Origin of the sequence: Nostoc sp. CCY0012, assembly GCF_963920855.1 — a bacterium.
Taxonomy (GTDB): domain Bacteria; phylum Cyanobacteriota; class Cyanobacteriia; order Cyanobacteriales; family Nostocaceae; genus Cyanocohniella.
In genome coordinates, this window is sequence record NZ_CAWUDM010000009.1 from 75,153 (window position 1) to 98,111 (window position 22,959).

15 protein-coding genes are annotated in these 22,959 nt (G+C 42.4%); 5 read left to right on the plus strand and 10 right to left on the minus strand.

Features of this window, described 5'->3' with window-relative positions; translation table 11 throughout:
- Window positions 1–270: 270 nt before the first annotated feature.
- Window positions 271–717: a PIN domain-containing protein gene (locus ACM0OS_RS04125; RefSeq protein WP_414541884.1), complete on the minus strand. Its 447-nt coding sequence runs from the start codon at window positions 715–717 to the stop codon at window positions 271–273.
- Between the two features lie 445 nt (window positions 718–1,162).
- Between ACM0OS_RS04125 and ACM0OS_RS04130 the strand changes: the two genes are divergently transcribed.
- A complete protein-coding gene (locus ACM0OS_RS04130) occupies window positions 1,163–1,708 on the plus strand; it encodes a GNAT family N-acetyltransferase (RefSeq protein ID WP_414541885.1) in 546 nt (181 codons plus the stop codon).
- A 29-nt stretch (window positions 1,709–1,737) separates the two neighbouring features.
- Here the strand turns inward: ACM0OS_RS04130 and ACM0OS_RS04135 are convergent, their stop codons facing one another.
- Window positions 1,738–3,066 carry a proton extrusion protein PcxA gene (locus ACM0OS_RS04135; protein WP_414541886.1) on the minus strand — a complete coding sequence of 443 codons (1,329 nt, stop codon included), beginning with the start codon at window positions 3,064–3,066 and terminating at the stop codon, window positions 1,738–1,740.
- A gap of 78 nt (window positions 3,067–3,144) precedes the next feature.
- Here ACM0OS_RS04135 and ACM0OS_RS04140 point away from each other — a divergent pair, with 78 nt between their 5' ends.
- A complete protein-coding gene (locus ACM0OS_RS04140; RefSeq protein WP_414541887.1) occupies window positions 3,145–5,361 on the plus strand; it encodes a recombinase family protein in 2,217 nt (738 codons plus the stop codon).
- Between the two features lie 246 nt (window positions 5,362–5,607).
- Here the strand turns inward: ACM0OS_RS04140 and ACM0OS_RS04145 are convergent, their stop codons facing one another.
- Window positions 5,608–7,032: a hypothetical protein gene (locus tag ACM0OS_RS04145; protein ID WP_414541888.1), complete on the minus strand. Its 1,425-nt coding sequence runs from the start codon at window positions 7,030–7,032 to the stop codon at window positions 5,608–5,610.
- 513 nt (window positions 7,033–7,545) lie between these two features.
- Here ACM0OS_RS04145 and ACM0OS_RS04150 point away from each other — a divergent pair.
- Both ACM0OS_RS04150 and ACM0OS_RS04155 read left to right on the plus strand, forming a co-directional pair.
- A complete protein-coding gene (locus tag ACM0OS_RS04150) occupies window positions 7,546–8,241 on the plus strand; it encodes an esterase/lipase family protein (RefSeq protein ID WP_414541889.1) in 696 nt (231 codons plus the stop codon).
- Between the two features lie 100 nt (window positions 8,242–8,341).
- The gene (locus tag ACM0OS_RS04155; protein WP_414541890.1) at window positions 8,342–8,986 is read left to right on the plus strand and encodes a cytochrome b N-terminal domain-containing protein; all 645 of its coding nucleotides are present in this window, start codon (window positions 8,342–8,344) and stop codon (window positions 8,984–8,986) included.
- On the opposite strand, the gene ACM0OS_RS04160 is transcribed toward ACM0OS_RS04155, so the two are convergent.
- Entirely contained in the window at window positions 8,953–10,872 is a 1,920-nt protein-coding gene (locus ACM0OS_RS04160; RefSeq protein ID WP_414541891.1) for a cation:proton antiporter, read from the minus strand. The genes ACM0OS_RS04155 and ACM0OS_RS04160 overlap by 34 nt on opposite strands.
- A 499-nt stretch (window positions 10,873–11,371) precedes the next feature.
- Between ACM0OS_RS04160 and ACM0OS_RS04165 the strand changes: the two genes are divergently transcribed.
- Entirely contained in the window at window positions 11,372–13,726 is a 2,355-nt protein-coding gene (locus tag ACM0OS_RS04165) for a ComEC/Rec2 family competence protein (RefSeq protein WP_414541892.1), read from the plus strand.
- Here the strand turns inward: ACM0OS_RS04165 and ACM0OS_RS04170 are convergent.
- The 6 genes from ACM0OS_RS04170 to ACM0OS_RS04195 all read right to left on the minus strand — a co-directional run bounded on the left by ACM0OS_RS04170 (window position 13,716) and on the right by ACM0OS_RS04195 (window position 22,830).
- Complete coding sequence (locus ACM0OS_RS04170; protein ID WP_414541893.1) at window positions 13,716–15,044, minus strand: GTPase family protein; 1,329 nt, start codon at window positions 15,042–15,044, stop codon at window positions 13,716–13,718. The genes ACM0OS_RS04165 and ACM0OS_RS04170 overlap by 11 nt on opposite strands.
- Window positions 15,045–15,170: 126 nt before the next feature.
- A complete protein-coding gene (locus tag ACM0OS_RS04175; protein WP_414541894.1) occupies window positions 15,171–15,539 on the minus strand; it encodes a Crp/Fnr family transcriptional regulator in 369 nt (122 codons plus the stop codon).
- 241 nt (window positions 15,540–15,780) lie between these two features.
- Window positions 15,781–17,931 (minus strand): caspase family protein, encoded by a 2,151-nt coding sequence (locus tag ACM0OS_RS04180; RefSeq protein ID WP_414541895.1) that lies wholly within the window; start codon window positions 17,929–17,931, stop codon window positions 15,781–15,783.
- Window positions 17,932–18,239: 308 nt separating this feature from the next.
- The gene (gene sat, locus ACM0OS_RS04185) at window positions 18,240–19,418 is read right to left on the minus strand and encodes a sulfate adenylyltransferase (RefSeq protein WP_414541896.1); all 1,179 of its coding nucleotides are present in this window, start codon (window positions 19,416–19,418) and stop codon (window positions 18,240–18,242) included.
- Window positions 19,419–19,536: 118 nt separating this feature from the next.
- Entirely contained in the window at window positions 19,537–21,732 is a 2,196-nt protein-coding gene (locus ACM0OS_RS04190; protein ID WP_414541904.1) for a pentapeptide repeat-containing protein, read from the minus strand.
- Window positions 21,733–21,822: 90 nt separating this feature from the next.
- Window positions 21,823–22,830, minus strand: a complete 1,008-nt coding sequence (locus ACM0OS_RS04195) for a zinc-dependent alcohol dehydrogenase family protein (protein ID WP_414541905.1) — start codon at window positions 22,828–22,830, stop codon at window positions 21,823–21,825.
- Between the last annotated feature and the right edge of the window lie 129 nt (window positions 22,831–22,959).

Genomic DNA, 22,959 nt, shown 5'->3' on the forward strand with positions numbered 1-22,959 from the left:
TCTCATGATTTCACGATTAGTGCTACATTGCACCCTCAAAAGTAACTAATCAACACAATCAGAGATGGCTGAATATGAGTTTGGTTACATAAATTAATAATATGTGGCAACTAATTTGGATATGCTGTAAAACTACCAAAATTACCCTATCCTGAAAGTGGGTCTTCTGTGATCACAGACGAGTCGCAACTTAGACTTTCATTTAAGCTTTAGCCTGTCCCCTCCTTGATCATACTTGAGTTTTTCTATCAAGGGGCTAATTTTAATTAGCTAAATGATAGTTTCCTGTAACTGACTTTCTAAATTGGCCCGTAAACACAAGTCGGCTATAGACCACACCCACAATTTATTGACATTCTCACTAAAATCTTCTGGTTTGTGGGTGACAATCGCATCTAAGTGCCAATAATCAACACAAGCTAACTCGACGGCAGATTCAAAATCCTTTAAGGGTAATGAGCGTGCTTGCTGAAGAATTTGCTGGTTAATATGGCAAACTTGAATTTTTGCTTGTAACCAATAACTGACTATTTTAGCAATCTTATGGTTTTGTAAGCACTTAGCATAAGTGTAAATTTTCTGCCAGCCAACCTCTGTAATGTGCATCTGAATCAATGGATTTGTGCTGTCTAATAATTTACTAATGTCTTCTGTAAATTCTTGACGATGCATCAAAGCTTCTAATATTAAATCAGCATCAAATAAAATTCTGATCACTTTCAATCCCCTGGATATTCCGATAACTGTAGCGTCACAACTGAGCTAACACACATTCAATTTGCATCTTTGCTACTGAGAGTTTTCAGCGCTTGCTCGTTTTAAATTCAATCAGTAATAATGTGATTTAAATTACTAAAAAATAAACATAAATACGTAAAAAATATTTCAGTTAAGTTTAGACATCAATAAATACAATCGGTAGTGGCAAGATTCCCGATAGCATGTCAAATTTTTGCCAAATTAGAATTTTGTCCCCATAAAAACAGGCGTGAACATCACATCAACCCGTTTGAATATAGGCTAGTACTGACTTAAAGATTACTTGAGATGACGAAAAGTTATTTATGATGTTCCAAACCAATCATATTCCGATGTAAAGTACCTGAAACCTCTAAGATGTACAGGGAAAGGAAAACAGGCAACGCTATCAGTATTTCTGGTAATGGATGTATATATTCGCCTAGCTTGCTTAAAAGATATACCTGCGCTTACCCGCCTAATTCCTAAATCTGCTAGGAAACTTCAAGCTAATTACTACACCTTCCAGCAAATTGAAGGCGCTTTGGGAAGTGTTTTTGCTGTCGATAGCCAACTTATTGATGATGGTACTTATTTCGTTGCTGAGAGCAAAAGCCAAATCATTGGTTGTGGCGGATGGAGCAAACGAAAAACTCTTTATGGAGGGGATCAAAGCAAAAGTATTGCCGAAGAAAGTTTCCTAGATCCCAAAATTGAGGCTGCCAAAATTCGGGCATTTTTTGTAGATCCCGCTTGGGCGCGTCGAGGAATTGGTAGCCAAATAATGCAACAGTGCGAGACAGCCGCATGTGATGCTGGATTTCAGAAACTAGAGATTATAGCTACTTTAGCTGGTGAATTTCTCTATGCTAAGTTTGGCTATCATGTGATTCAGCAATTTGATATCCCTTTGCCAAATGGTGAAATGCTGCCGGTAGTTCGGATGTTTAAGAATTATGCTGTGGATTAGCAAATTTAAGCTAAATTTTTAACTCTGATTTACTCATTCATATTACGATAAGTGGCAACTGCGGAAGGCGATATGCGGTTTAAGTAGCGGAAAATCCAATATTTAAATATAGTATCTAAAATTACGGGAAATGTAGCAATAAATAAGAATATAAAATCTCGATTTGCTGGTAAACCCCAATGGCGGGATACACCTTCTAAAATTACTTCCCAGCCATGAGGTGAGTGGAATCCGACAAAGACATCGGTAAATAAAATGATAATAAAGGCTTTGGCACTGTCACTAAGACCATAAACCACATGATCAAAAAAGTCTTTTAACACTAGGATAGAAGGCTTACTGACAATCAATACACAAATAAAAGCACCAACAGAAAAAATATCTGAAAAAACATTTTTAATAGCATTAGCACTTTCGTATCGAAATTCTTCAGCGATTTTACGTGCTTTAGCTGCTATTTCTTTTTCTACTTCTTCTGACGATAATGGCGGAGCAATACCAATCATATTTTCAAACTTAATTCTTTCTTCAAATCTCTGTAGTTCTACTAGTGCTTCTTCCTCCATTTCCAAATTAAGGAATATTTGCGTTGTTTCGGGATTTCTAAAGTTGTTAATTATCGGACCTACTATCAAAACTTTGGATATTTGATGCGTTAAAAGAGGTATGATAATTAATAGTAAAAGAAATCGAATAGATATTATTGTTCTTCTTTGAGTCTGACGGAAGTTTTTAACAACATCTTGTTCAGAATTTGGGTCTAGTTCAACTTGTAGACGCCCTATAGTACTTAAAATAGACCGGGGCAATATGCCCATACTATCAGCTTTGCGGCGCGGTTTTTTTGGCGGTTCTGGCTTTTGATTCGGTAATTGTGGTGTTGATATTTGTGTAGCGGAGGCATCGACTTTGACAATTTGAGGTTTATTTACTAAATCTGAAGAAATTATTTCATAATCCAGGTTATTATATTTTGAAGTAACTTGATCAATGAACTTCAAGTTCTCTAAAATTAAAGTAGCATTAGAATATTCTATACCCGTTTTCTGGATGGCTTTTTGATTAGATTCGTTAGCAAACCAACGACTAGCTCGAAACTCTGTCAGTCGCATCCGGACAATTTTTAATTGTTTCTTCAAGTCGGACTCAAAATAATCCATCACACTGTTACTGTAGATGGCTGAGTTTAAGTCTATTTTTCGACCGTTGAAATACTCGTCTTCGATGGCTTTAATCTTTATCGCTGCCTTGTAAGCTTCTTCTAGTGAACGCTCTGGAGTTAATAAGTACCATCTGTAAGCAGACAGTAAAAACGGGTAAATCTTTTGGCTAAAAATAGGCATTCTCATTGCAGGCAATCATCTAGCATTTATTAGTGATTATTAACTTTAAGTTAACGCACGCCGTATACTAGCAAATCTATAAGGGGAGAGTTTGTGATTTCTCATTCTATTTGGATTGTTGGCAATAGCCGTAGTGGTAAGACAACTCGCTTGATAGAACATTTTTCTTGCTGGTTATCTAGTAAAAATTATGATACTGAATCATTTTATACTAAAAAACAAGAGGAGCAAAAAGGTGGAATGGTACCACAACTCTCCTATCTCCAACAAACAGGGACAGGAGTTTTAATTTTAGCTGCCAATAGCGAGAATCGCCGGGCATTGGGGGATAAAATTGTTACAACAACTCAAGGGAAATATCCAGTTCGTGCCAAAACAATCCTCGGCTTTTTTCAAGATGAAGTTATTTTATTTTGGCCGTTATTGATTCAATTGTTGCATCTAAAAGCACAATTTCCGGTGCGATTACGCCCAGAAACCGAACAAGAATTGGCAACTAAACTTTGGCGTTCCCAGTTGGATGCAGCGACTTTGCAGCGTGCGGGAGTGAATGAGTATCGCTTAGTGCGACGGATTCTGGACTTATTGCAATTAGCGGCTTACAGTTGTCAACCATGTGAGAATATCGCCCAAGTTTTACAAACCAGCTTACAGGAAGAATTCATAGATTTAGAGCCGGAATTATTGGCATCTTTGTTATTAGATTGGCGTGACTTTTGTTTATCTAGAGGATTATTGACTTATGGCATTATTACAGAACTTTACAGTCAGAAATTATTAAGCGATCGCACATACCAACAATATCTCATGCAACGCTATCAAGCTGTACTGGCAGATGATGTAGATGATTATCCTGGGGTAGCTCGTCAACTGTTTGATTTTCTGTTAGATCACAATGCTGTGGGGATGTTCAGCTTCAACCCCCAGGGTGCAGTCCGCCTGGGGTTAGGTGCAGATCCCAATTATATGGAAGGTTTAGCCGGGCGTTGTCGAATAGAGAAGTTAACTCAAACACCCTTACCGTGTTTAGCAGAGACACTCAACACCCCAATGCTGGAATTAGTTACAGAACCGATGGCATTGTTGAGTTTACCAGATACAGTCCAATCAATTCAAACCACCTCCCGCGCCCAACTGTTGCGACACACCGCCGAAGAAATTGTCACAGCCATCAAAACAGGACAAGTAGAAGCAGAACAAGTAGCGATAATTGCTCCAGGTTTAGATGCGATCGCCCGTTACACTTTAGTCGAAATTCTCATCAAACAAAACATCCCCGTCGAATCACTCAACGAACAACGCCCCTTAATTAGTTCACCAGTGATTCGGGCATTACTCACCATGCTGGCATTAGTTTATCCCGGTTTAGGTCGCCTAGTAGATCGAGATGCCGTAGCCGAGATGTTAGTAGTCCTCAGCAGAAAACCCGAACCCCCAGAAAACATTTCCCAACTCCCAACTCCCCACTCCCAACTCTCCACCCACATAGATCCAGTACGCGCCGGCTTAATAGCAGATTACTGTTTTGTACCCCATCCTGATGAACCGAAATTACTACCAGTTTCCGCCTTCGAGCGCTGGGATAGAATTGGCTACGCAGCCACCAAAGCTTATGGTGAAATTTTAGAGTGGTTAGAAAAAGTGCGATCGCAACAACAACAGCGATTAATTCCCAGTCCAATTTCCTTGTTATATCTAGCAATTCAGCACTTTTTATGTAAAGATAGCAACCCCCCATCCGACCAAATGGCTGCACTGCGCGAATTACTAGAAACAGCCCAACACTACTGGGAAATCGACACCAGACTCAAACAAACCATTCCCCACTCCCCACTCCCAACTCCCAACTCCCCATTCTCCACCGTTGCTGAATTTATTCAACTTTTACGCCGTGGTACCATCACAGCCAACCCTTACCCCTTACGTCCCGTCGGCCCTTCCAGAAAAGCTGTGACCTTAGCAACAATTTTCCAATATCGGTCTAGTAGAAAATCTCATCGTTGGCATTTTTGGTTAGATGCTGGTTCCCCCTTATGGACAAAAGGCGGAGCAGCCACACTATTTGGCGCACCTTTTTTCTTGCAAGCAAGGCTAGGACAACCCTGGACAGCAGAAGACGAACAACAGTCAGAGGAGGAAAGATTACGCCGAATTTTGCTAGATTTACTGTCTCGCGTATCCCAGAAAGTGTATTTGTGTCACAGTGAATTAGCAGTTAATGGTCAAGAACAAATAGGCCCATTGTTATCTTTAGTCCACGCCTGTACACCATCTGAAGCAACAATTACACAAGACTTAACGGGAGTCTGAAAGCCCCGGAGGAAAAGGCACGTAGTGGCGTATTCCGCCGTGCTTTATAGCGCTACAGTGTACATACAAGTCTGAAAATTACACCACAAACATAGAAGGCTTGAAACCCTCTGGGATAGCACTTGTGTGTACACCGTAGGGGAATAAAGGAAAAAGGGGCAATGGGGTCTGGACATGAAACCTGGCCTTTTTTCCCCGACTCCCGACTCCCGACTCCCGACTCCCGACTCCCGACTCCCTCATTCTTTATTCTTGTTTTTGTTCTCTCGATTGACGCAACCTCTGTATAAGTTTTTCACTACCTTCTTCAGAAGAAGATAGCTGATTGCTATTGGTTTCCTCTACCGATGATGTTTGAGGAATCACAACCGGCGCGGGTGCTGGACTTTCAGTTCTGATTTGGAAATTTGGCAATGGTTGGACATTAGCAGCTGGCGCGGGTGCTGGTTTAACCGCTGCGGGTGTCTGCTGGGGAGTAGTCTCAGCAGTATTACCGTTATTTTCAAAACGCAGGTTAAATGGATAACTGCTAATTTGTTGATCTGCCTTGGGAGACTTGGTATTAAAATATTCTCTGGTCTTGACTTGCAATTCTGGAGAAACCGACTTGTCTTGGAATTTAATGTCTAAAACCTTACCATCAGTATCTACCACCAAGAAACCCGAAACTGTACCTTCAGCAGTGGGCTTGTTTGTGGCCACAGTTTCTCGAATAACTGCTTTTTGTGTCGCGCCTGGGTACTCTTGCTGAATTGCTGCTCTCAAGTCTTCGTATGAGGTGAGTTTAGCTACTAGTGTTTGCTCAGTCTGTGGCTCATTAACCTGCGCTAAGGGCAACTCAGGTGGTTTAGGTGCAGAACCCTGCTGCCATTTCGGGATACTTTCGTTAGCTAGGTTTAGTTCATCTCCAGCTTGTGGAGTTTGTTGGATACGCGCTATTAATGCCTGATTTCTGGTAAGTTGCTCTGCATTATTACTACGCTGCGGGGTTGGAGGTGTGGGAGTAGTCGCTGTAACAGGCGGCGGGGTATTTGGTAAGTCACTAGGTCTTGCCGCCGCATTTACTTCTGGTAATCTGTTTACAGGTAGTGGTTGGACGGCTACTCTAATGTCATCGGCATTAAAAACAGGCGCTGATGGGGTGAACTTTTTATCAGCAGCGTTGAAACCAGAGTTATCAAATTGCAATTCTTCCCTTGGAGGTGTAGCCGCAGGCTGCCTTGGAGGTAAAGAAGCCGTAGCATTAGAGGGATTGCGATAGATATTAGGCCTGGTGACGATTGGTGGCAATGGCTGCTGCGTATACAGCGATGGTGGCAATGGGGGCAATGTTGCTCTTTGAGTATCCAGGTTTGGCGGCAGCAGTTGCGGCTGCATGGGCAACTGTGGTTGGAAGGAAAATCCTGGTTGTACAGGTAATTGTGGTTGCAGACCAACTGGCGATTGAGATGTACCTGGTGTTTGTGGCAGACGGTTTTGGTCAGCTTGGCTTAATTCCAAGATACCGACTGACTTTGGTAATGTTGATTTTTGAGCTTGCTCAGAATCCACAGGCATCAAGGGTACAATCAAGGCAATAGCCCCATGAATACCAAGAGAGGCTAGAGCTGCTATCCCAGTGGGCTGGCTTAAAATTTCTGGTATATTTTTTAGCAAGGAGACGTAAGTCATAGCTGTTATCGTTCACTCGGCTCGGTTGCAGTTGACTAGCAAAGCAATTTTATCTTGATTACAAGAGATGCGTCTCTCTAAAATCATAACTACCTACGCTGGTAATTAAAAACGACAGTATAGGCTGATTTCAGGTTTCTAATTTTTCAGTGAAGCAATCAATAAAATTGCACTTGCTAAAGAGGTATTGAAAAATGATTCTGTTGAATTGCGGTTTCTATGAGGAGTTGCACAATGCGGACTGGAATCTAGGATAGTTGCCACTGGTGGAGATCGCATCAGTCTGAATGTATAACTATAAATCTGTTGAGTGTTGCTTGATGTATTAGCCGACTATCTTTTTTTCAGTCACATTCCTATAGAGGATATGCAGCTGATTATTGATGAACAGAATATAGTTAAACTCGATTCTACCACATCAACGAAGTTGCTAAATGTAGCCAAATTGGCTATTTATCGGGAAATACCTTTTGCTTTCATATTTTTCCTTGCCCTAACTCTTTGTCTGCCAAAATGCCATTACCTACAATCATTGTGCCTGGATATTTAGAAACTGCGATCGCCTACCGTCAATTAGAACAATCTCTGGTGCAGTTGGGTATCCCCACAATCACAGTCCCCCTCAAGAGGCGTGATTGGTTACCGACTATTGGTGGCAGACCTGTAACACCGATTGTGCAGCAAATTGACCGCACAGTAAAACAGATGTTACAGCAACATAACTCCCCTCAAGTCAACTTAATTGGTCACTCAGCAGGAGGTTGGATTTCCCGGATTTACTTGGGAGAACAGCCTTATGCAGCGCGTGGTCAAGTAATATCCTCCTGCTGGAAAGCTTATCCTTTGGTGGCTAACCTGATTACTCTAGGTACACCCCATATCAGCCAAGAACGTTGGACTCGCTGGAATTTGGATTTTGTCACCAATAACTACCCTGGGGCATTTTACAAAGACGTGCGTTACGTTTGCGTTGCCGGGAAAACCATCTTTGGTGCTAGAAAACCTGGCTGTTGGTTAGCTTACAGCAGTTATCAATTAACCTGTGGTCAAGGTAACACCTGGGGTGATGGGATTACACCCATTGCCGCCGCTCATCTAGAAGGGGCAGAAAATATTGTGATTGCTGGAGTGCGACATTCTCCTAGAAGTCCTGGTATTTGGTATGGCTCACCAGAACCATTACAAGCTTGGATGCAATATTTACTTTAGAAAAATTTATCTTTCTCTGAGAAAAGTAAAATATATTAATATTTCTTGGTTAAGATCGTAATAAAAATACATACTTAACTCCAAATAGGAGGGGTGAATTATGCAAAGCACCCAGTTTGATCGAATTTTGCGACGATTAGCGACGATTTTAGCCGTTGCCATTGTCACTCTGTGCTTGATTTATATCACTACGGGAATTTTACTTTCTTTTTACTACGAACCAACAGCAGGTGGTGCTTATAGATCGTTAAAAACGATTAATACCCAGATACCATACGGCTGGTTGTTCCGCAGAACCCATGATCTGGCGGGTAATGCCGTCATTGTAGTTGCCCTAATTCAAATTGTGGTGATGTTTTTAGGTCGGCAATTTAGTAAAAGTTGGCTGGCTGCGTGGATTAGTGGGATTTTGTTTACTCTCAGTGCGATCGCCTTAGATTGGACAGCCATGCTTTTAGACTGGACTCAAGAAGGATACTGGCGTTTTAGCATTGAACTAGGAACCATTGAAGCCATTCCTTTCATTGGTGGACAACTCCGAGATATTCTCACAGGTGGTGGAGCCATTAACACCATCACTGTGGAACACCTTTACACCATCAACAGTTATATTATTTCGGTGATTGCCATTGTTTTGGCTGTGGTACATTTATCTGCCCTGATTTGGCAAGAACAGCAAATGTATGCAGAAGCCGCCACAGATGCCCAAATTCAACTTTCCGATGCTTCACTGGTGAACAATTGAGATAATTTCGCCAATGGAACTTCTTCAACTTCTGGTAAAGTTTCCAGAGACAGGCGAGTTGATTGGCTACTACCAGAGAGACGTTTTAACAGATTAGGCCTGGGGTCATGCAATAAATAAATAATGCGATCGCCTACTTGCCATTCTTGATTAGCTGGCATTACCTGTAAGCGTTCTGCTCGTTCTACCAGCAGTGGAATCAATTCCCCAGTCCGAATCTTTTCCTGAACGCGATTTTTTTGGCTAGAAAGTTCCGCATCATTAATTGTAGTTGTCCCTAACTTCACTCTGCCATCATTAATGTATTCATTCCAAGTCTTAATTCCTACATCTGTAGCAAAGGCTTGGTGAACTTTATTTTGAGAACTGGAATTAGTTTGAGGGTCACGGGGAAAAACAGCTAAAACACGGGGTGGATTAAATTCTTCAGCTGCTCTTTGAGCTAAAACAAAATTCACCTCACCATTGCTGGTCATCGCCAAAAAGGTTCCCAAAGAAGCCAATCCAGCTTCCTCCAAAACACTCACTTCCAGCGCACTACTAGAAATCACCCGAATATCTTGCTCTGCTGCTTTTGCACAGCGTTCCGGATCAGTGTCAATCATCACTACTGTTTCTCCCCGTTCTTGGAAGAAGCGAGCAATTAACAAACTCAAGGGATTACAACCGACAATTACCGCCCCTGTCACATCCTCAGAGGTGATGCGTAGCCACTTAGCAATTTGGCCAGCCGTTAACCCTTGGCAAACCACAGTTGTAATGATTGTCAAAAAGACTAAAGCTTTAATAGCATCACCACCGTTAATCCCGCGCTGTGTCAACGAAATCGCAAACAAAGACGCTACAGATGCTGACACAATTCCCCTAGGCGCCACCCAGCTTAAAAACAATTTTTGTCGCCAATTCAAATCACTGTTCCAAGTACAGCAGAGAATATTAATCGGGCGCACAACGAACATTAAAACCAAAACAGTGAATAAACTGCCCCAACCCAAGGCAAACACACTAGCAATAGATAAATCAGCCGCTAGCAGAATAAATAGTACGGAGACGCTGAGAATTGTCAGTTGCCCTTTAAAACTCCGTAATAGGCGTTCTTCTGGTACCGAAGAGTTGGCAAAAACTGCACCGGCTATGACTGTAGTCATGACTCCCGATTCACTGCGGATCGTCTGCGCTAACGAAAACAGACCCCAAAGAATCGCCAATACCACCAAATTTTTTAACTCGGATGATAGAAAATTGGCGCGTTTGAAAATCAAGCTCATCAAGTAGCCGCCAGCAGCACCGATGGCTCCACCAATTCCCAAACGCATTAGTAAACCGACGATGGCATTAACGGGGTCGGCATCGCCGTTCATAATCGTATCTAAGACCACAAAGGCGAGGATCGCTCCCACAGGGTCGATTAAAACTCCTTCCCCTTCTAAGATGGTCGCTACTTGTCGATCTACATTAATTTGTTTAAGCAGGGGACTGATAACTGTGGGCCCTGTAACCACGACGATAGAGGCGTAGAGAAAAGCTATATTCCAAGGAAATTCGCCCAGCCAGTGGGCTGCCATACTACCGCCAATGAGTGTGATTAATGTTCCTAGAGTCACAAGCAATTGCAAGCTCACAGAAACTTTGCCCAACTCTCGCAAATCTAGATTGAGTCCGCCTTCAAACAAAATAATTGCCGTTGCTAGGGCAACAATTACTTCCAGTCCTGTACCTAGCATATGAGGGTGCAACACGCCCAGCCCATCTGAGCCAAGCACAATGCCTAGTAACAGTAACAAAACAATGCTAGGTAAGCGGAAGTATGCAGCTAGCACTTGGGCGCTAATACCTGCAACAACAACGCTCACCATTTGGAGGGTGATTTCAAAAGATGCTTCCATGTTGTAGATTTTGAGCTATGTATTTCAAAATCCTTTGTAAAGAATAGTAAATATTACCTCTACAGAGTACAACATCACATCCTCTGTCCCCAGCTAAGTTCAGAGTTTTTTTCATACTTGGTTTCGGATATTACTCTATTTTGCAACGTTTGCTGCTACATTGCATGGTATTGGAGCGGGAACCACTTGCTAGTATCAGACACAAATAAAAATCTTACAGCTAAATCAATTGCTGCCTATGCTAAGGCATTGTGTACTTAAGGCACAAATTTATCCTATCTCTTTCTGATGAAGAGCGATCGCTTGTAGAAACAAGACTATTTTTCGATTCATCACCAAAAAGCACAATAATTGTGTATATTTTTGTTTTTCTAGTTATTTTAAAACAACTGTGAATTTATTCGCTGAAGCTTGTGGTGAATGTTATGGCATTCAGGACAAGGATTTTCAGTGCTAGAGCGGCTGATTACGAACAAGTAGGTTTATTGACGAGTTATTTATGATTCAGACAAGTGGTGTGGTGATCTGTCTTGGTTTTATTTTAGGATTGCTGTTTACAGGAGTTACTGGGGGCGGGTTTTGGGTTTTGGGTTTAGGGATAGTAGGAGCAATTCTGTCTATCAGGCGCAGAACAGGGAAATTTGGGCAAACACCGGAAAACAGTGGTAATAAAACGAAGACAGTACCCAACACTTGGCAAACGCCCCATCCACGAGTATGGCTTGTTGCTGGTTTAGTAGGGTTATTAGCAACTTTATATTTTCAATGGCGGGTACCACAACCGGGAGAGAAAGATATTAGTGCATTGCTGGCGTCAGAAAATAATAATAATCAACAGCAATTGGTAATTGTGCGTGGCGAAGTTATCAGTAATCCCCGGTTGACTCGTAGCCAGCGGGGTCAATTTTGGTTGGCAGCAACTCAGCTGGATGAGGTAAAAAACGAAAAAGGCCCGGCAGATGTTCCTAAAGGGGTAACGGGTAAATTGTATGTAACAGTGCCGATGCTTCAGGCTACTGGGTTATACCCTGGGCAACAAATTGATGTGACTGGAGTTTTATATAAGCCGAGAACAGCGTCAAATCCTGGGGCTTTTGATTTTCAGAAGTTTCTTCAGCAAGAAGGAACTTTTGCGGGTTTGACTGGACGGCAGATAAATATTTTAGATGTGGATGAAGAGCGTAAATGGGGATGGTGGCAAATTAGACAGCGAATTGTGCGATCGCAAGTTCGTTGGCTGGGTGTTCCTGAAGGGCCCCTGGTGAGTGCAATGGTGTTGGGTAGCAAAGCTGTGGATTTACCCTACGATATCCGCGATTTGTTTGTGAAAGCAGGTTTAGCTCATACTTTGGCAGCTTCCGGTTTTCAAACTTCTTTGGTTTTGGGTTTGATTTTACAGTTAACTAGGCGTGCATCTAAGGGAACACAGTTTACCTTTGGCTGTTTAGGGTTATTAATTTTCTTGAGTTTAACCGGGTTTCAACCTTCGGTACTGCGAGCCGTAATTATGGGTTTTGCGGCGTTAGTTGGTTTGCTATTAAAAAGAAAGGTTAAACAATTTGGCTCTTTGCTATTAGCGGCAACTTTATTATTACTAGTTAACCCTCTATGGATTTGGGATTTAGGCTTTCAATTGAGCTTTTTAGCAACTTTGGGGTTAATTGTTACAGTTCCCGCCCTAGTTAAACGCTTAGATTGGTTACCACTGGCTATCGCTTCTTTAGTTGCTGTCCCTCTGGCGGCAATTATTTGGACGTTACCCCTGCAATTGTTTGTCTTTGGGGTTGTACCTGCTTATGGTTTGCTACTGAATATTATTAGCACACCCTTGATTGCCATGATTAGTATCGGTGGCATTACCAGTGCGATCGCCGCCTTAATTTGGCCGGAAGCTGGCAGTGCTGTAGCTGGAGTTTTACACTTCCCTATTGATTGGTTAATTAAGTTAGTGGAATTTTTCAGTAACTTGCCGGGTAATTCTTTGGCTGTAGGGAGTATATCTGTGTGGCAGTTACTGGCCATATATGCACTGGTGATCTTAGTTTGGCTGATGCGTTGGTGGCAGCAACGGTGGTGGTTTGCTGGTTTTATTGCCATTGGTTTGGTGCTGGTTCCCATGTGGCATTCGGCAAATACATTATTTAGAATTACAGTCTTAGCGACTGGGGCTGAACCAGTTGTCGTGATTCAAGACCGCGGAACAGTAACCTTGATTAATAGTGGCGATGAGGGTACTGGAAGATTCACCATCTTACCGTTTTTACAACAGCAGGGTGTGAATCAAATTGATTGGGCGATCGCTAGTAATTTTCACAATCAAGAAAGTAATGCTTGGTTGGAACTTTTACAAGGTCTGTCAATCAAAAATTTCTATGAATATTCACCCAATCCCCAAGGCACCATTGCTACTCAAATAATTCAACAAGAAGTCCAAAAACAAAAAGGCATCTACCAACCTTTAACACCCGGTCAAACTATAAATACTGGTTCGGTAATTACTCAGTTAATTAATGAGCAGTTGCCTATTTTACAAATGCAGATTAAAGGTCAGAATTGGCTACTGGTGGGGAATGTCAAGTCTACAGAAGTAGAACAGCTAGTTAAGACAGGGAATTTAATTCGTCCCCAAGTGCTGTGGTGTAGTCCCCAGTCTTTGAAAGATTTAGTACAGACATTACAGCCAGAGGTGGCCATCGCCTCGGCTGCTAATCTTGATGCCAAAACCTTATCTGAATTGAGTAAACACCAGACACAACTATTTTTTACTAGAGACGATGGCGCTATTCAATGGACACCTGATGGTCAGTTTGAGGCATTTGTGCAAGCTCTAGAAAGTAAATCTTCTATTTTTTGATGCCTTTAAACATTTCTTGGGCCTTCTGAAATGCTTCTTTCATGACTCCTTGAATTTTTTCAGGGTCAGGTTTTTTGCCCCCCATTAAGTCACCAAAATACACACAAGCACCTTCCCCCAGGGCCCAAGTATAAGCAGCAGCCCAGGAAGCAGCAATGACACTACCAAAACCAGGCACAAATTTGATTAATTCCCGTGCTACAGCTTGGGCTAAAAACCCTCCAGCTATGGCACTGACGACACCTCCCGCTTGGGATGGAGTCAAGGTTTGCCCATACAATTTGCCCAACAAACCCACCATTGATACTTGCAAGGAAGTTAAAACTGGCATGGTGGCGAATGGCAGAGGTACAGCTGCCAAAGCTGCTGCCATCACAGCAAATGGTAAAATATAACGCCGTCCAGCATCACGGTAAAGATCGCCTAGTTGTCTACCAGCTACATCATCTAATAATTGATAAATTGCCCTGGCTTCTGCTTCTGGGAGTAAGTCAGCGAGAGCATCACGCAATGCTTCTAAGCCGTAAAAAACAGGATTGTAACCATCTTCTTCTAAAGTGAAGTCAATGAGAACACAGCGATCGCACAGCCCTGTAAAATCTTGCTCAATGGCGGCGAAAGCTCGGTTAATTTCCTCATAGTCTGGTGGATAATCAGGATGATCAACAATACTAGGGGGATACACTTCGTGCAAGCAGGTAACCGCTAGTAAACAGGGAATATCGGGATACTGCTGACGCAGTTGTTGAGCAATTTGTCGCAGTGTATCAGTAGCGAAATCATTGATTTTCACTGTGAGAATTAAAACTCTGGCACGGCGACTTGATTGTTGCAAATCACCAATTAATTCTTGAATGATTATTTGCGTATCTTGTTTGACATCTCCTAGTCCTACGGTATCCGTGAAAATCAGCAAGGGTAGGTCACTAGAAGGATAAGCGTAACGCTGGGTATTTTGGGTATGGGGGCGAAATCCTTGACCAACAATTTCGGCAGAAACTCCCGTCAAACCCCTGACAATTGAACTTTTACCAGCTTGGGGTTTACCAATGAGCAAGGCTTCTGTGGTGGGTAATTCTGAGCGAACTGTGTCTAAAATCTCGGCAATTTCGGCTTCACTGACACTGAACCACTGCACAATGGTCTGTGTCACTTGCTCTACGGGTAAGAGGTTAACTAAGTTTTTTGTAGCTTGCTTCCAGATTCCCGTAATGCGGCTTGACCAAGCATTATCTGATTTAGTCACCACATGATCAGTTGTTTCACTAATTTGCTGAGAATCAACTGAGTTATGTTCAGTATCCTTTTGCTCAGTCATGGTTTAGCCTGGCGATAACTTCATTAAGCTGCGCGATCGCACTATTACTTAAAGCTTAAATTTATCTTTATTTCAAGTATAACTTTGCCACACTCGTGAATCGCACTGCTACAGATAGAGATAGAGTTAGAACTTATGTTGCAAGCGACTCAGACGTTCGGAATAACTTTTCATCACCTTGAGGGCAAACATAGGTGTTTCTTGAACAGCAAATAGAAACCCTGACTCATCTACGAACGCAAGTTTGCAGTTAGTCTTAGCGATCGCTGTATAAGTTCTAGCTTTGATCCCTACTAGAACACCTGTGCCAAAAACCTCACCTTCCCCAATTTTGTCTACAATTTTACCATTGACTAATATTTCTACCTCTCCATCTAAAATACCAAACATACAATCTCCAGCCTGTCCTTCTTCAAAGATGATTTGACCTGCGGAAAATGCTTGAGGATCGGGTTGTTTTTGAAAGATACTGAGTGTTAATACAGGACTTAACATAAGACAGGCGCGAAATTTTTAGTGTTTATCCAAATGCTCGGATCAAATTATACCACGGCTCATGAGACGAATATTTAGCATGATTGTCAGCAAAATATGGGTTTGTGGCAATTTGGCAGACATACATTTTGGGAAAATGGTATCTTTTTTATTGTGCAAGGGGTGTAGCAGAAGTTGCCTAGGCTAATAAGTCGGGGCAACTTTTGCAATTTATACCTATTTTTTGTCCGGACTAAGATACTCAATCAACTTGAAAATCAAAGTTGAAACTGGCCCAAGACTTCACATCTAACATATAAGAGTCAGTAGAATTATTGCTACTAGTATCAGATTTGACTGTACTATTGTTGTGTAAATCTTGGAGTAGTGCTTGGGCAATTTCTAAAGGATTCACTAATGCACCAAATGGTCTTTGGTCTGTAATCGGATACTTAGAGGTTTCTAAAGATTTCAAGGTTTCTTTAAAGGGAGCGATACTGAGAATCATTTGGTGTTCGCATTCGTAAGCTGGCCCAGGAATCATCCATTCAGAAGCGGTAAAACTTTTTGGTAATATAACTGTCTGTCCTGGAGCAATTATTACTTGTTGAAATACTGGTTTAGAGTCGGCACTAGTAGATTCTTCCGGGGATGTCCAAGGGTAAAAGGCGATGGCACTGCGATGATTTTTTAATCCCAGGAGCATTAAATATACCGGGATATCGCTCTTGTTTTGTAATTTATACTGCATTTTACTACCAATAGGCACAGTAGGATTACTCAGGGCTGTTAGTGGTAATTTGCTGGTTAATTTTTCACCATTCAGAGTTCGTGTAGTTTCGCGTTGCATAACTACGCGAGATGATAAGCCGTTAACAATTTCTAAAGTTGCCTTGACTGGTAGGCGAGAAGAACCCTCATTTTCTGTGAGTCGCCACAACTTGGCTGCTAATAAAGTTGGTAATTGGGGTAATAATCTTTGCACTGCCAATTTCACAGCTTCTCCCGCTTCCCCGGCTGTGTTGGGAATTAGTTCGCCGCCTGGAGTAAATAAACCATAGCGACTAGGAGTTTCTTGGAGTTTACCAAATATACAATCAGCTGGTTGTTCTCCCGCCACGAAGGTGGAAATATGGGCAACGCCGGAAAAGGCACTTGTCGCATCTACGCGCTCAATTCTTTCTAGTCCAGTATCTAAAGCTACGGTTAAATTCAGATTTCGTGGTAATACCCGCACTTTTTCCCAAAAGAGTTGCCCAACTTGCAGGGGTGTTTCTGCTTTGACTCTAGATATTTGGGCTTTTGCTGTTAACCCCGCACGCGATCGCAATGTTAATTGCTCTCCTGTTGATAAGGTAATTCGGGAATTAGCTCCGTAGTATTCTAGTACTTGCGGCGGTATGCCACCCAACCACAAATCGGCTGTTTTTCCATCGTCTTCGATGGCTGTAATTACTCCCTCTGCACCCACTTGGGGATTTGGCAATAAATTTTGGATGCTGACAGTTCCCGGTTGATTTTTTGACTCACTGATCAATCCTGGTTGCTGTTGGCTACCCAGTTTGTACATCAAACTGCCCACATGAGAAAGGCTGAATTGAATTGTCGTTGCTGATGTCGTTTCCCACAGATATTGTGTTAGGGCATAGGTAAATAATCCCGCACTAAAACCGGAAAATAGCACTTCTCTGGCTAACTGCTGGGGATCTGAAGTGGCAGATAGCAGAATACCCGCATTGGCAGGGGTGTTTTTACTTTTGAGTTGTTGTAGCAACTCCAATTCTGCTGTGGCCAGATGTGCTTCTGCTAATTCTTGACGGGCGCGAATGCGCCATCCTGGTGGCTGGGGTGTCTTAGGAGCATGGTAACTAGTATCCAAGACAGCTATCACCCGTTCTGTAGGCAGCGATCGCCCCAATAGTTCTAAGGTTTCTACTAATAAATAATTGGTATTGACTATTTTCTCATCTTGTGATTCTTGACGATCATGATCTGTAACTAAAGCATTTTGCACCGTATCCACAAATTTGCCAGATTTGATGCGGGTACCATAGCCACTAAAGTGGAACACAACAACATCATCAGCTTGAGCTTGTTGAGTCAGGTGTGCTAAAAAAGCCGCCTCTATGGATTTCCTGGTTGCTTGTTCATTAGTTAATGTCAGGATATCTGAGGATTGGAAACCAAACCGATGAATCAACAGCTCTTTTTGCAGTTCGACATCAGTGAGACAGCCACTCAAAGAGGGACTTTTTCGGTACTGATTAACGCCTATCAATAAAGCTAATTTCCGTGTACTAGGTTGTGCCAAAGCTTGGGAATAGCGATCGCTTAAAGTCAACCACTCGGCTTCAGTTACACCCAACACCGCGAGTATGGAACCAATTCGTTGTAAAAAAGTCCGACGCTTCATCGAAACTCCTGGGTCTCAAACCCCGTGCTTTTAGCACGGCTTTACGTGGTAAAGTGAAAACTATGTACCGAGGGACATCCGGGAATTTAAGTCTGTGGAGCAAACATAAGACCGAAAAACCTTCGGGGTGGAGGCAGTTGCTAGGAAGCAGAAATCTAAGTCGTGAGGTTTAGATAATCGTTGTGCCTTTAGGTCAAGGAGTATGTCAAAATTAACCATCAGTCATCAGCCCATCAGCTATTAGCTTAAAGGGCTGACGTCTGTAGTGTAAATTTAAAGTTGATTTGTTTGCCAATTAACAAACTTTTCTAAGCCAAGACTTTGACTTGCATAGACTGGGCCAATTCTGCCGCCACTTCCGGACGAGAAAATTCTGGTGGTGGTAATTCACCCCGGCGCAGCATTTCCCGAACTTTGGTTCCCGACAGGTGAACGCGTTCTTCTGGTTTACTAGGGCTAGTCTTAGTTGTAGCCATTTGTTTGGTGCGTGTGCAGTAAAAAGCATGTTCAAACTTCATCGGCACAATACCCAATTCACCAGGCTCAAATTCATCAAAGATGTATTGAGCATCATACGTACCGTAATAATCACCCACCCCGGCATGATCCCGTCCGACAATAAAGTGAGTACAACCGTAGTTTTTGCGTACTAAGGCATGGAATATGGCCTCCCGTGGCCCAGCATAGCGCATTGCTGCCGGATTAATTGCCAAAATCACCCGGTCTTCGGGGTAGTAGTGTTCTAGCAAAATTTCATAGCAGCGCATCCGCACGTCGGCGGGAATATCATCTTCTTTTGTCGCCCCTACCAATGGGTGCAAAAATAGACCATCAACGGTTTCTAAAGCGCACTTTTGAATATATTCGTGGGCGCGGTGGATGGGGTTGCGAGTTTGAAAGCCGACAATGGTTTTCCAACCCTGATCTTTAAACATCTGCCGCGAAGCAGCAGGATCGATTTGGTAAGCAGGGAAATGAGGATGGGGATCACGTTGTAATAACCAAATGTCACCTGCAAGATTGACAGCACCTTGGTTATAGACTACCTGGACACCTGGATGTTTTGCTTCATCAGTCAGGTAAACGTTAATGGCCTCAAGGTTTTTATCGTAAATATACTTTTGCGTGAGTTGCAAAACACCGATAAATTCACCATTGGCGTTATCTAAACGAATCAGTTCACCTTCCTGGAGTGGGGATGCTACTTCTTCTGTAACTGAGAGTGTAATCGGTATTGACCACACAAGACCATTGGCTAGCCGCATTTCTTGGACGACACGATGATAGTCGGCTTGGTTCATAAAACCTGTGAGTGGACTAAAACCGCCGATGGCAATCATCTCTAAATCAGAAACCGCTCGCTCATCTAGTTGTACTCGCGGCAAAAAGTCGGCTTTGGAGAGGAATTCGGCCTTTTGTTCAGGTGTCGCAATACGGTTAACCAATTGTCCACCGTGGGGTGCAATGGCATCTGGATGTTGACTCAACGTAATCCCCTCTTTGTTTTAACTACAGTATTGAAACTATGTACTAACTTATCAAAATGCTGGTACGCAGATACAAAGAGTTTGGAAGATGGGATGACTGCTGTATTTCCTGGATTCATCATTTGAGATAAATTAGTAAATTTAATCCGGGGATTGTACGGGAAAGCGTCCATAAAACTAGTGTAATATAAAGCACTCCTAAACTCCACTGATACCAAGCAAGTGTAGCGATAATTCCTGGTAAATGTTCATCTCGCAGTCGAATATCGTTAAAGCCTAACCTGACTAAATTATTTAGGCTAAAGTCGTAATAATTCAGCCAATTCCAACGGCGATTCCATAACAAATGCATATATCGCTCACGGAATACTTGATTTCTGGGTATTACAGGTAATCGCCCAATCAACAATCTTAATTGGCGAAAAGTACCGTCTTCTGTGAAATAAGAAACATCCATTAAGTCGTGATAGCGTCCTTGTTGGTAAAGTCGGATAATTAAAGTGACTGGTAAGGGTACAATAATCATCAAAAGACATATTAATGTCAGCCAAGGATGTTCAGCATTGCGAAAAATAGCTAATAAACTAAAAAGTGTTAAAACACTAAATCCGGCAAATATCCAGACAGTTTCATAATATGTAGGAATAATGGGAACTGGATGTAAGCGACGATAGCGATCTATTAACCAAAATAGCCAGCCAAAAAAAGCGATCGCCACGCCTCCCACACCAAAGACTAACCAAAAGCTGGTACCATAGCCACTCAACAGCAGTAATACACTCAACACCAACCATCTCACAGCTAGCAGTAACCACCCCCCAGGTGGAAGTGGTTCAGCAATCACCAAGCGATCGCTCAGTTGGTTGTATGTATCTAAATCGATGTCTGCTAAACTTAGTAATTCATTGCTATTACGAAATGGTTTGACTACGCGACGAGTGGCGATCGCTTCTGTCTGAGTTGCACTAAAACCCAGATGCATCAAAGTTTTTCGGGTAGCACTATTAATATTTGTATCCACCAAAACATGGCTTAATTCTCTCAGGCGCAGTTTTTGTTTTGTGTACTCTAGCTGATTAGCATCGGCAATTTGCTGTTGTTGACGGAAATTTTGGCCTAAATTTCGCAAAATATTTTGATTACCTTGCAAGCTAGGAATGTAGAATATCTTGCCAATTTCACCAGGATTACCTAAGATTTTGGCTTGGTTAGAATTAAAGGTTAAACCAGGAACATTTAAAAAAGCAGCCTGAGCAAAACTCGCATCACTAAAATCTGCTTGATTAAAAATACTCGCACCACGTAAATTTACAGATTGGTTAAACTGCACTTCTCGAAAAACCACAGCTTGCTCAAAAATCGCTTCTTTCAGGAAAAGATATTGATTAAAATTAGCCTGGGTAAACTGGGCTTGATTAACAAAACGCACCCCAGAAAAATCAGCGTTTTCTTGCCAATGTACTCTATTGAATTTAGCTGCTTGCTTAAAATTGGCATTATTAAATTTACTAACTTTTTGAAAAGTGCTGTCTTGGAAATCAACATTATCCTGAAATTTCACTTCCTTAAAATTAGCCTGATCAAAAAACACACTCGTCTGAAAATTAGTTGATTTCCAAAATTTAGCTCCAGTAAATCTCACAGAACGACTAAAGCGCGTTTCATTCCAGTTAGTCGGTTGTAGAAAACTAGCATTTTCCGCATCCACCGCCTGAAAAAAGTATGTATTGGTAAACCGCACTTCCCCATTAAACCGAGTTTGCACCAGCGTCAGCGAACCACGAAACACACTAATTTCGCTAGATGCACTCGGCTGAGTTCCCAAAAGCGCCCGACAATCCTTAGAATCAGGTAAAGCGATCGCTAAAGACTGTAAACAAACCAAACGTAAATTTTTCAGTTGTTCTTGTTCATTGGCAGTTAAAATCGGCGCATAGACACTCGCAGACTGGTTACTAGATATAATTGGGGCATAAAGAGGAGTTCTTAAACCCAAATCACTCCCGACAAAATCCCCTTGAATCAGAGAATTACTCAGATCTAAACCCAAAGGCTTTGTCCCAGATTTTTGCAGTTCCTTTCGCAGCAATTGGTAAAAATTATCCCGAAATTCTGCATTCTCTGGTCGCAAATCAATAACCATTTCCCGCAAATCTACAGTCAAATTACCTTCGCGGATAGTCGGTTTACTGACTCGTTCTTGTAACAATTCTAGAGTTAAAACTGTCCGTTCTGGCTGAGTAGAAATTGCCCCAGCAGGTAACAAGAGTGAGAAAACAAGGAAAACGCACAAACATACAGAGGTTAAACGCAGAGATACACAGAGATATTTCTGGGCTTTCCTCTGCGTATCCCTCAGCCATTCTTTGCGGTTCTCCCAAAAATTAAACAAACTGCTTGACACTCACTCATCACTCATTAGCAGAACAATTTTACCTGCGATAGAGCCAGTTTCCAGTAATTGATGTGCTTTAGCCGCTTCCGCCAACGGAAATTGATGATTCACTTGAATTTTTAATTTTCCTTCATTCATCCAGGTTGCACAGTGTTCTAGAATTTCCCCGTGATGCTGTAAACTTTCTGCTAAACCTTCTAACATGGGAGTCAACATTAACTCCAAGCCGATGCGGAGATTACGTAATCTGGCAGCTTTCCACACAGTATCAGCCTTTGGTTCTAGAATCGTCACAATATCACCATATATCCGCACCGCCGGAAAGGTTTTGTCAAAGGTTTCACCCCCAACAGTGTCAAAAGCCAAGTCTACGCCTTCACCACCAGTCCAATTTAAAGCTGCTTCCACAAAGTCTGTTTGTTTGTAAAAAATTATTTCATCAGCACCGAGTTGCTTGACAAAATTCGCCTTTTCCTGAGAACTCACCGTAGTAGCGACAAAAGCACCTTTAAGTTTCGCCAGTTGGATGGCGACATGGCCAACACCACCCGCACCCGCATGAATTAAAACCCGTTCCCCAGGTTCCAACCTTCCCCGTTCATATAAAGCTTCCCACGCAGTAATTAAGACTAAAGGTGCGGCCGCTGCTTCCGCAAAAGAGACTGAAGCGGGTTTACGTGCCACAAACCGCTCATCAACAACTGTATATTCAGCATAGTTACCTTGATGTGCGCCTAAACCGCCATAGCAGAAAAATACTGCATCCCCTGGGCGAAACCGTTCCGCACCAGCACCCACCGCCTCAACAATTCCCGCACCATCACAACCTAAAATTGCAGGCATTTGATCAGGGTAGAAAGTACCTCGCTGACGCAGTTTGGTGTCAATGGGGTTCACCCCAGCAGCGACTAAGCGAACTAAAAGTTCAGTATTTCCTAAAGGTACGCTAGGGTTTACCACTTCCTGTAATTGCAGAACCTCAGGACTACCAGCTGCTGTCATTAAGACTGCTTTCACAAATTTTTCCTCCGAAGATGCACGGTTATCTGCCACTTTACCGTAATCGGGAGGGAGCAGGGGGGCGGGGAGTAGGGAGTGGGGAGTGGGGAGCGGGGGAGCAGGGGAGAAAAGAAAATAATTCTTATT

Excerpts from the sequence above, each read along its gene's own strand:
- ACM0OS_RS04130 (WP_414541885.1), top strand. The coding sequence starts at position 1,163 with ATGGATGTATATATTCGCCTAGCTTGCTTAAAAGATATACCTGCGCTT.
- ACM0OS_RS04155 (WP_414541890.1), top strand. The coding sequence starts at position 8,342 with ATGCAAAGCACCCAGTTTGATCGAATTTTGCGACGATTAGCGACGATT.
- ACM0OS_RS04170 (WP_414541893.1), bottom strand. The coding sequence starts at position 15,044 with ATGACTGAGCAAAAGGATACTGAACATAACTCAGTTGATTCTCAGCAA.
- ACM0OS_RS04150 (WP_414541889.1), top strand. The coding sequence starts at position 7,546 with ATGCCATTACCTACAATCATTGTGCCTGGATATTTAGAAACTGCGATC.
- ACM0OS_RS04175 (WP_414541894.1), bottom strand. The coding sequence starts at position 15,539 with ATGTTAAGTCCTGTATTAACACTCAGTATCTTTCAAAAACAACCCGAT.
- ACM0OS_RS04180 (WP_414541895.1), bottom strand. The coding sequence starts at position 17,931 with ATGAAGCGTCGGACTTTTTTACAACGAATTGGTTCCATACTCGCGGTG.
- ACM0OS_RS04165 (WP_414541892.1), top strand. The coding sequence starts at position 11,372 with ATGATTCAGACAAGTGGTGTGGTGATCTGTCTTGGTTTTATTTTAGGA.
- ACM0OS_RS04160 (WP_414541891.1), bottom strand. The coding sequence starts at position 10,872 with ATGGAAGCATCTTTTGAAATCACCCTCCAAATGGTGAGCGTTGTTGTT.
- ACM0OS_RS04145 (WP_414541888.1), bottom strand. The coding sequence starts at position 7,032 with ATGACTTACGTCTCCTTGCTAAAAAATATACCAGAAATTTTAAGCCAG.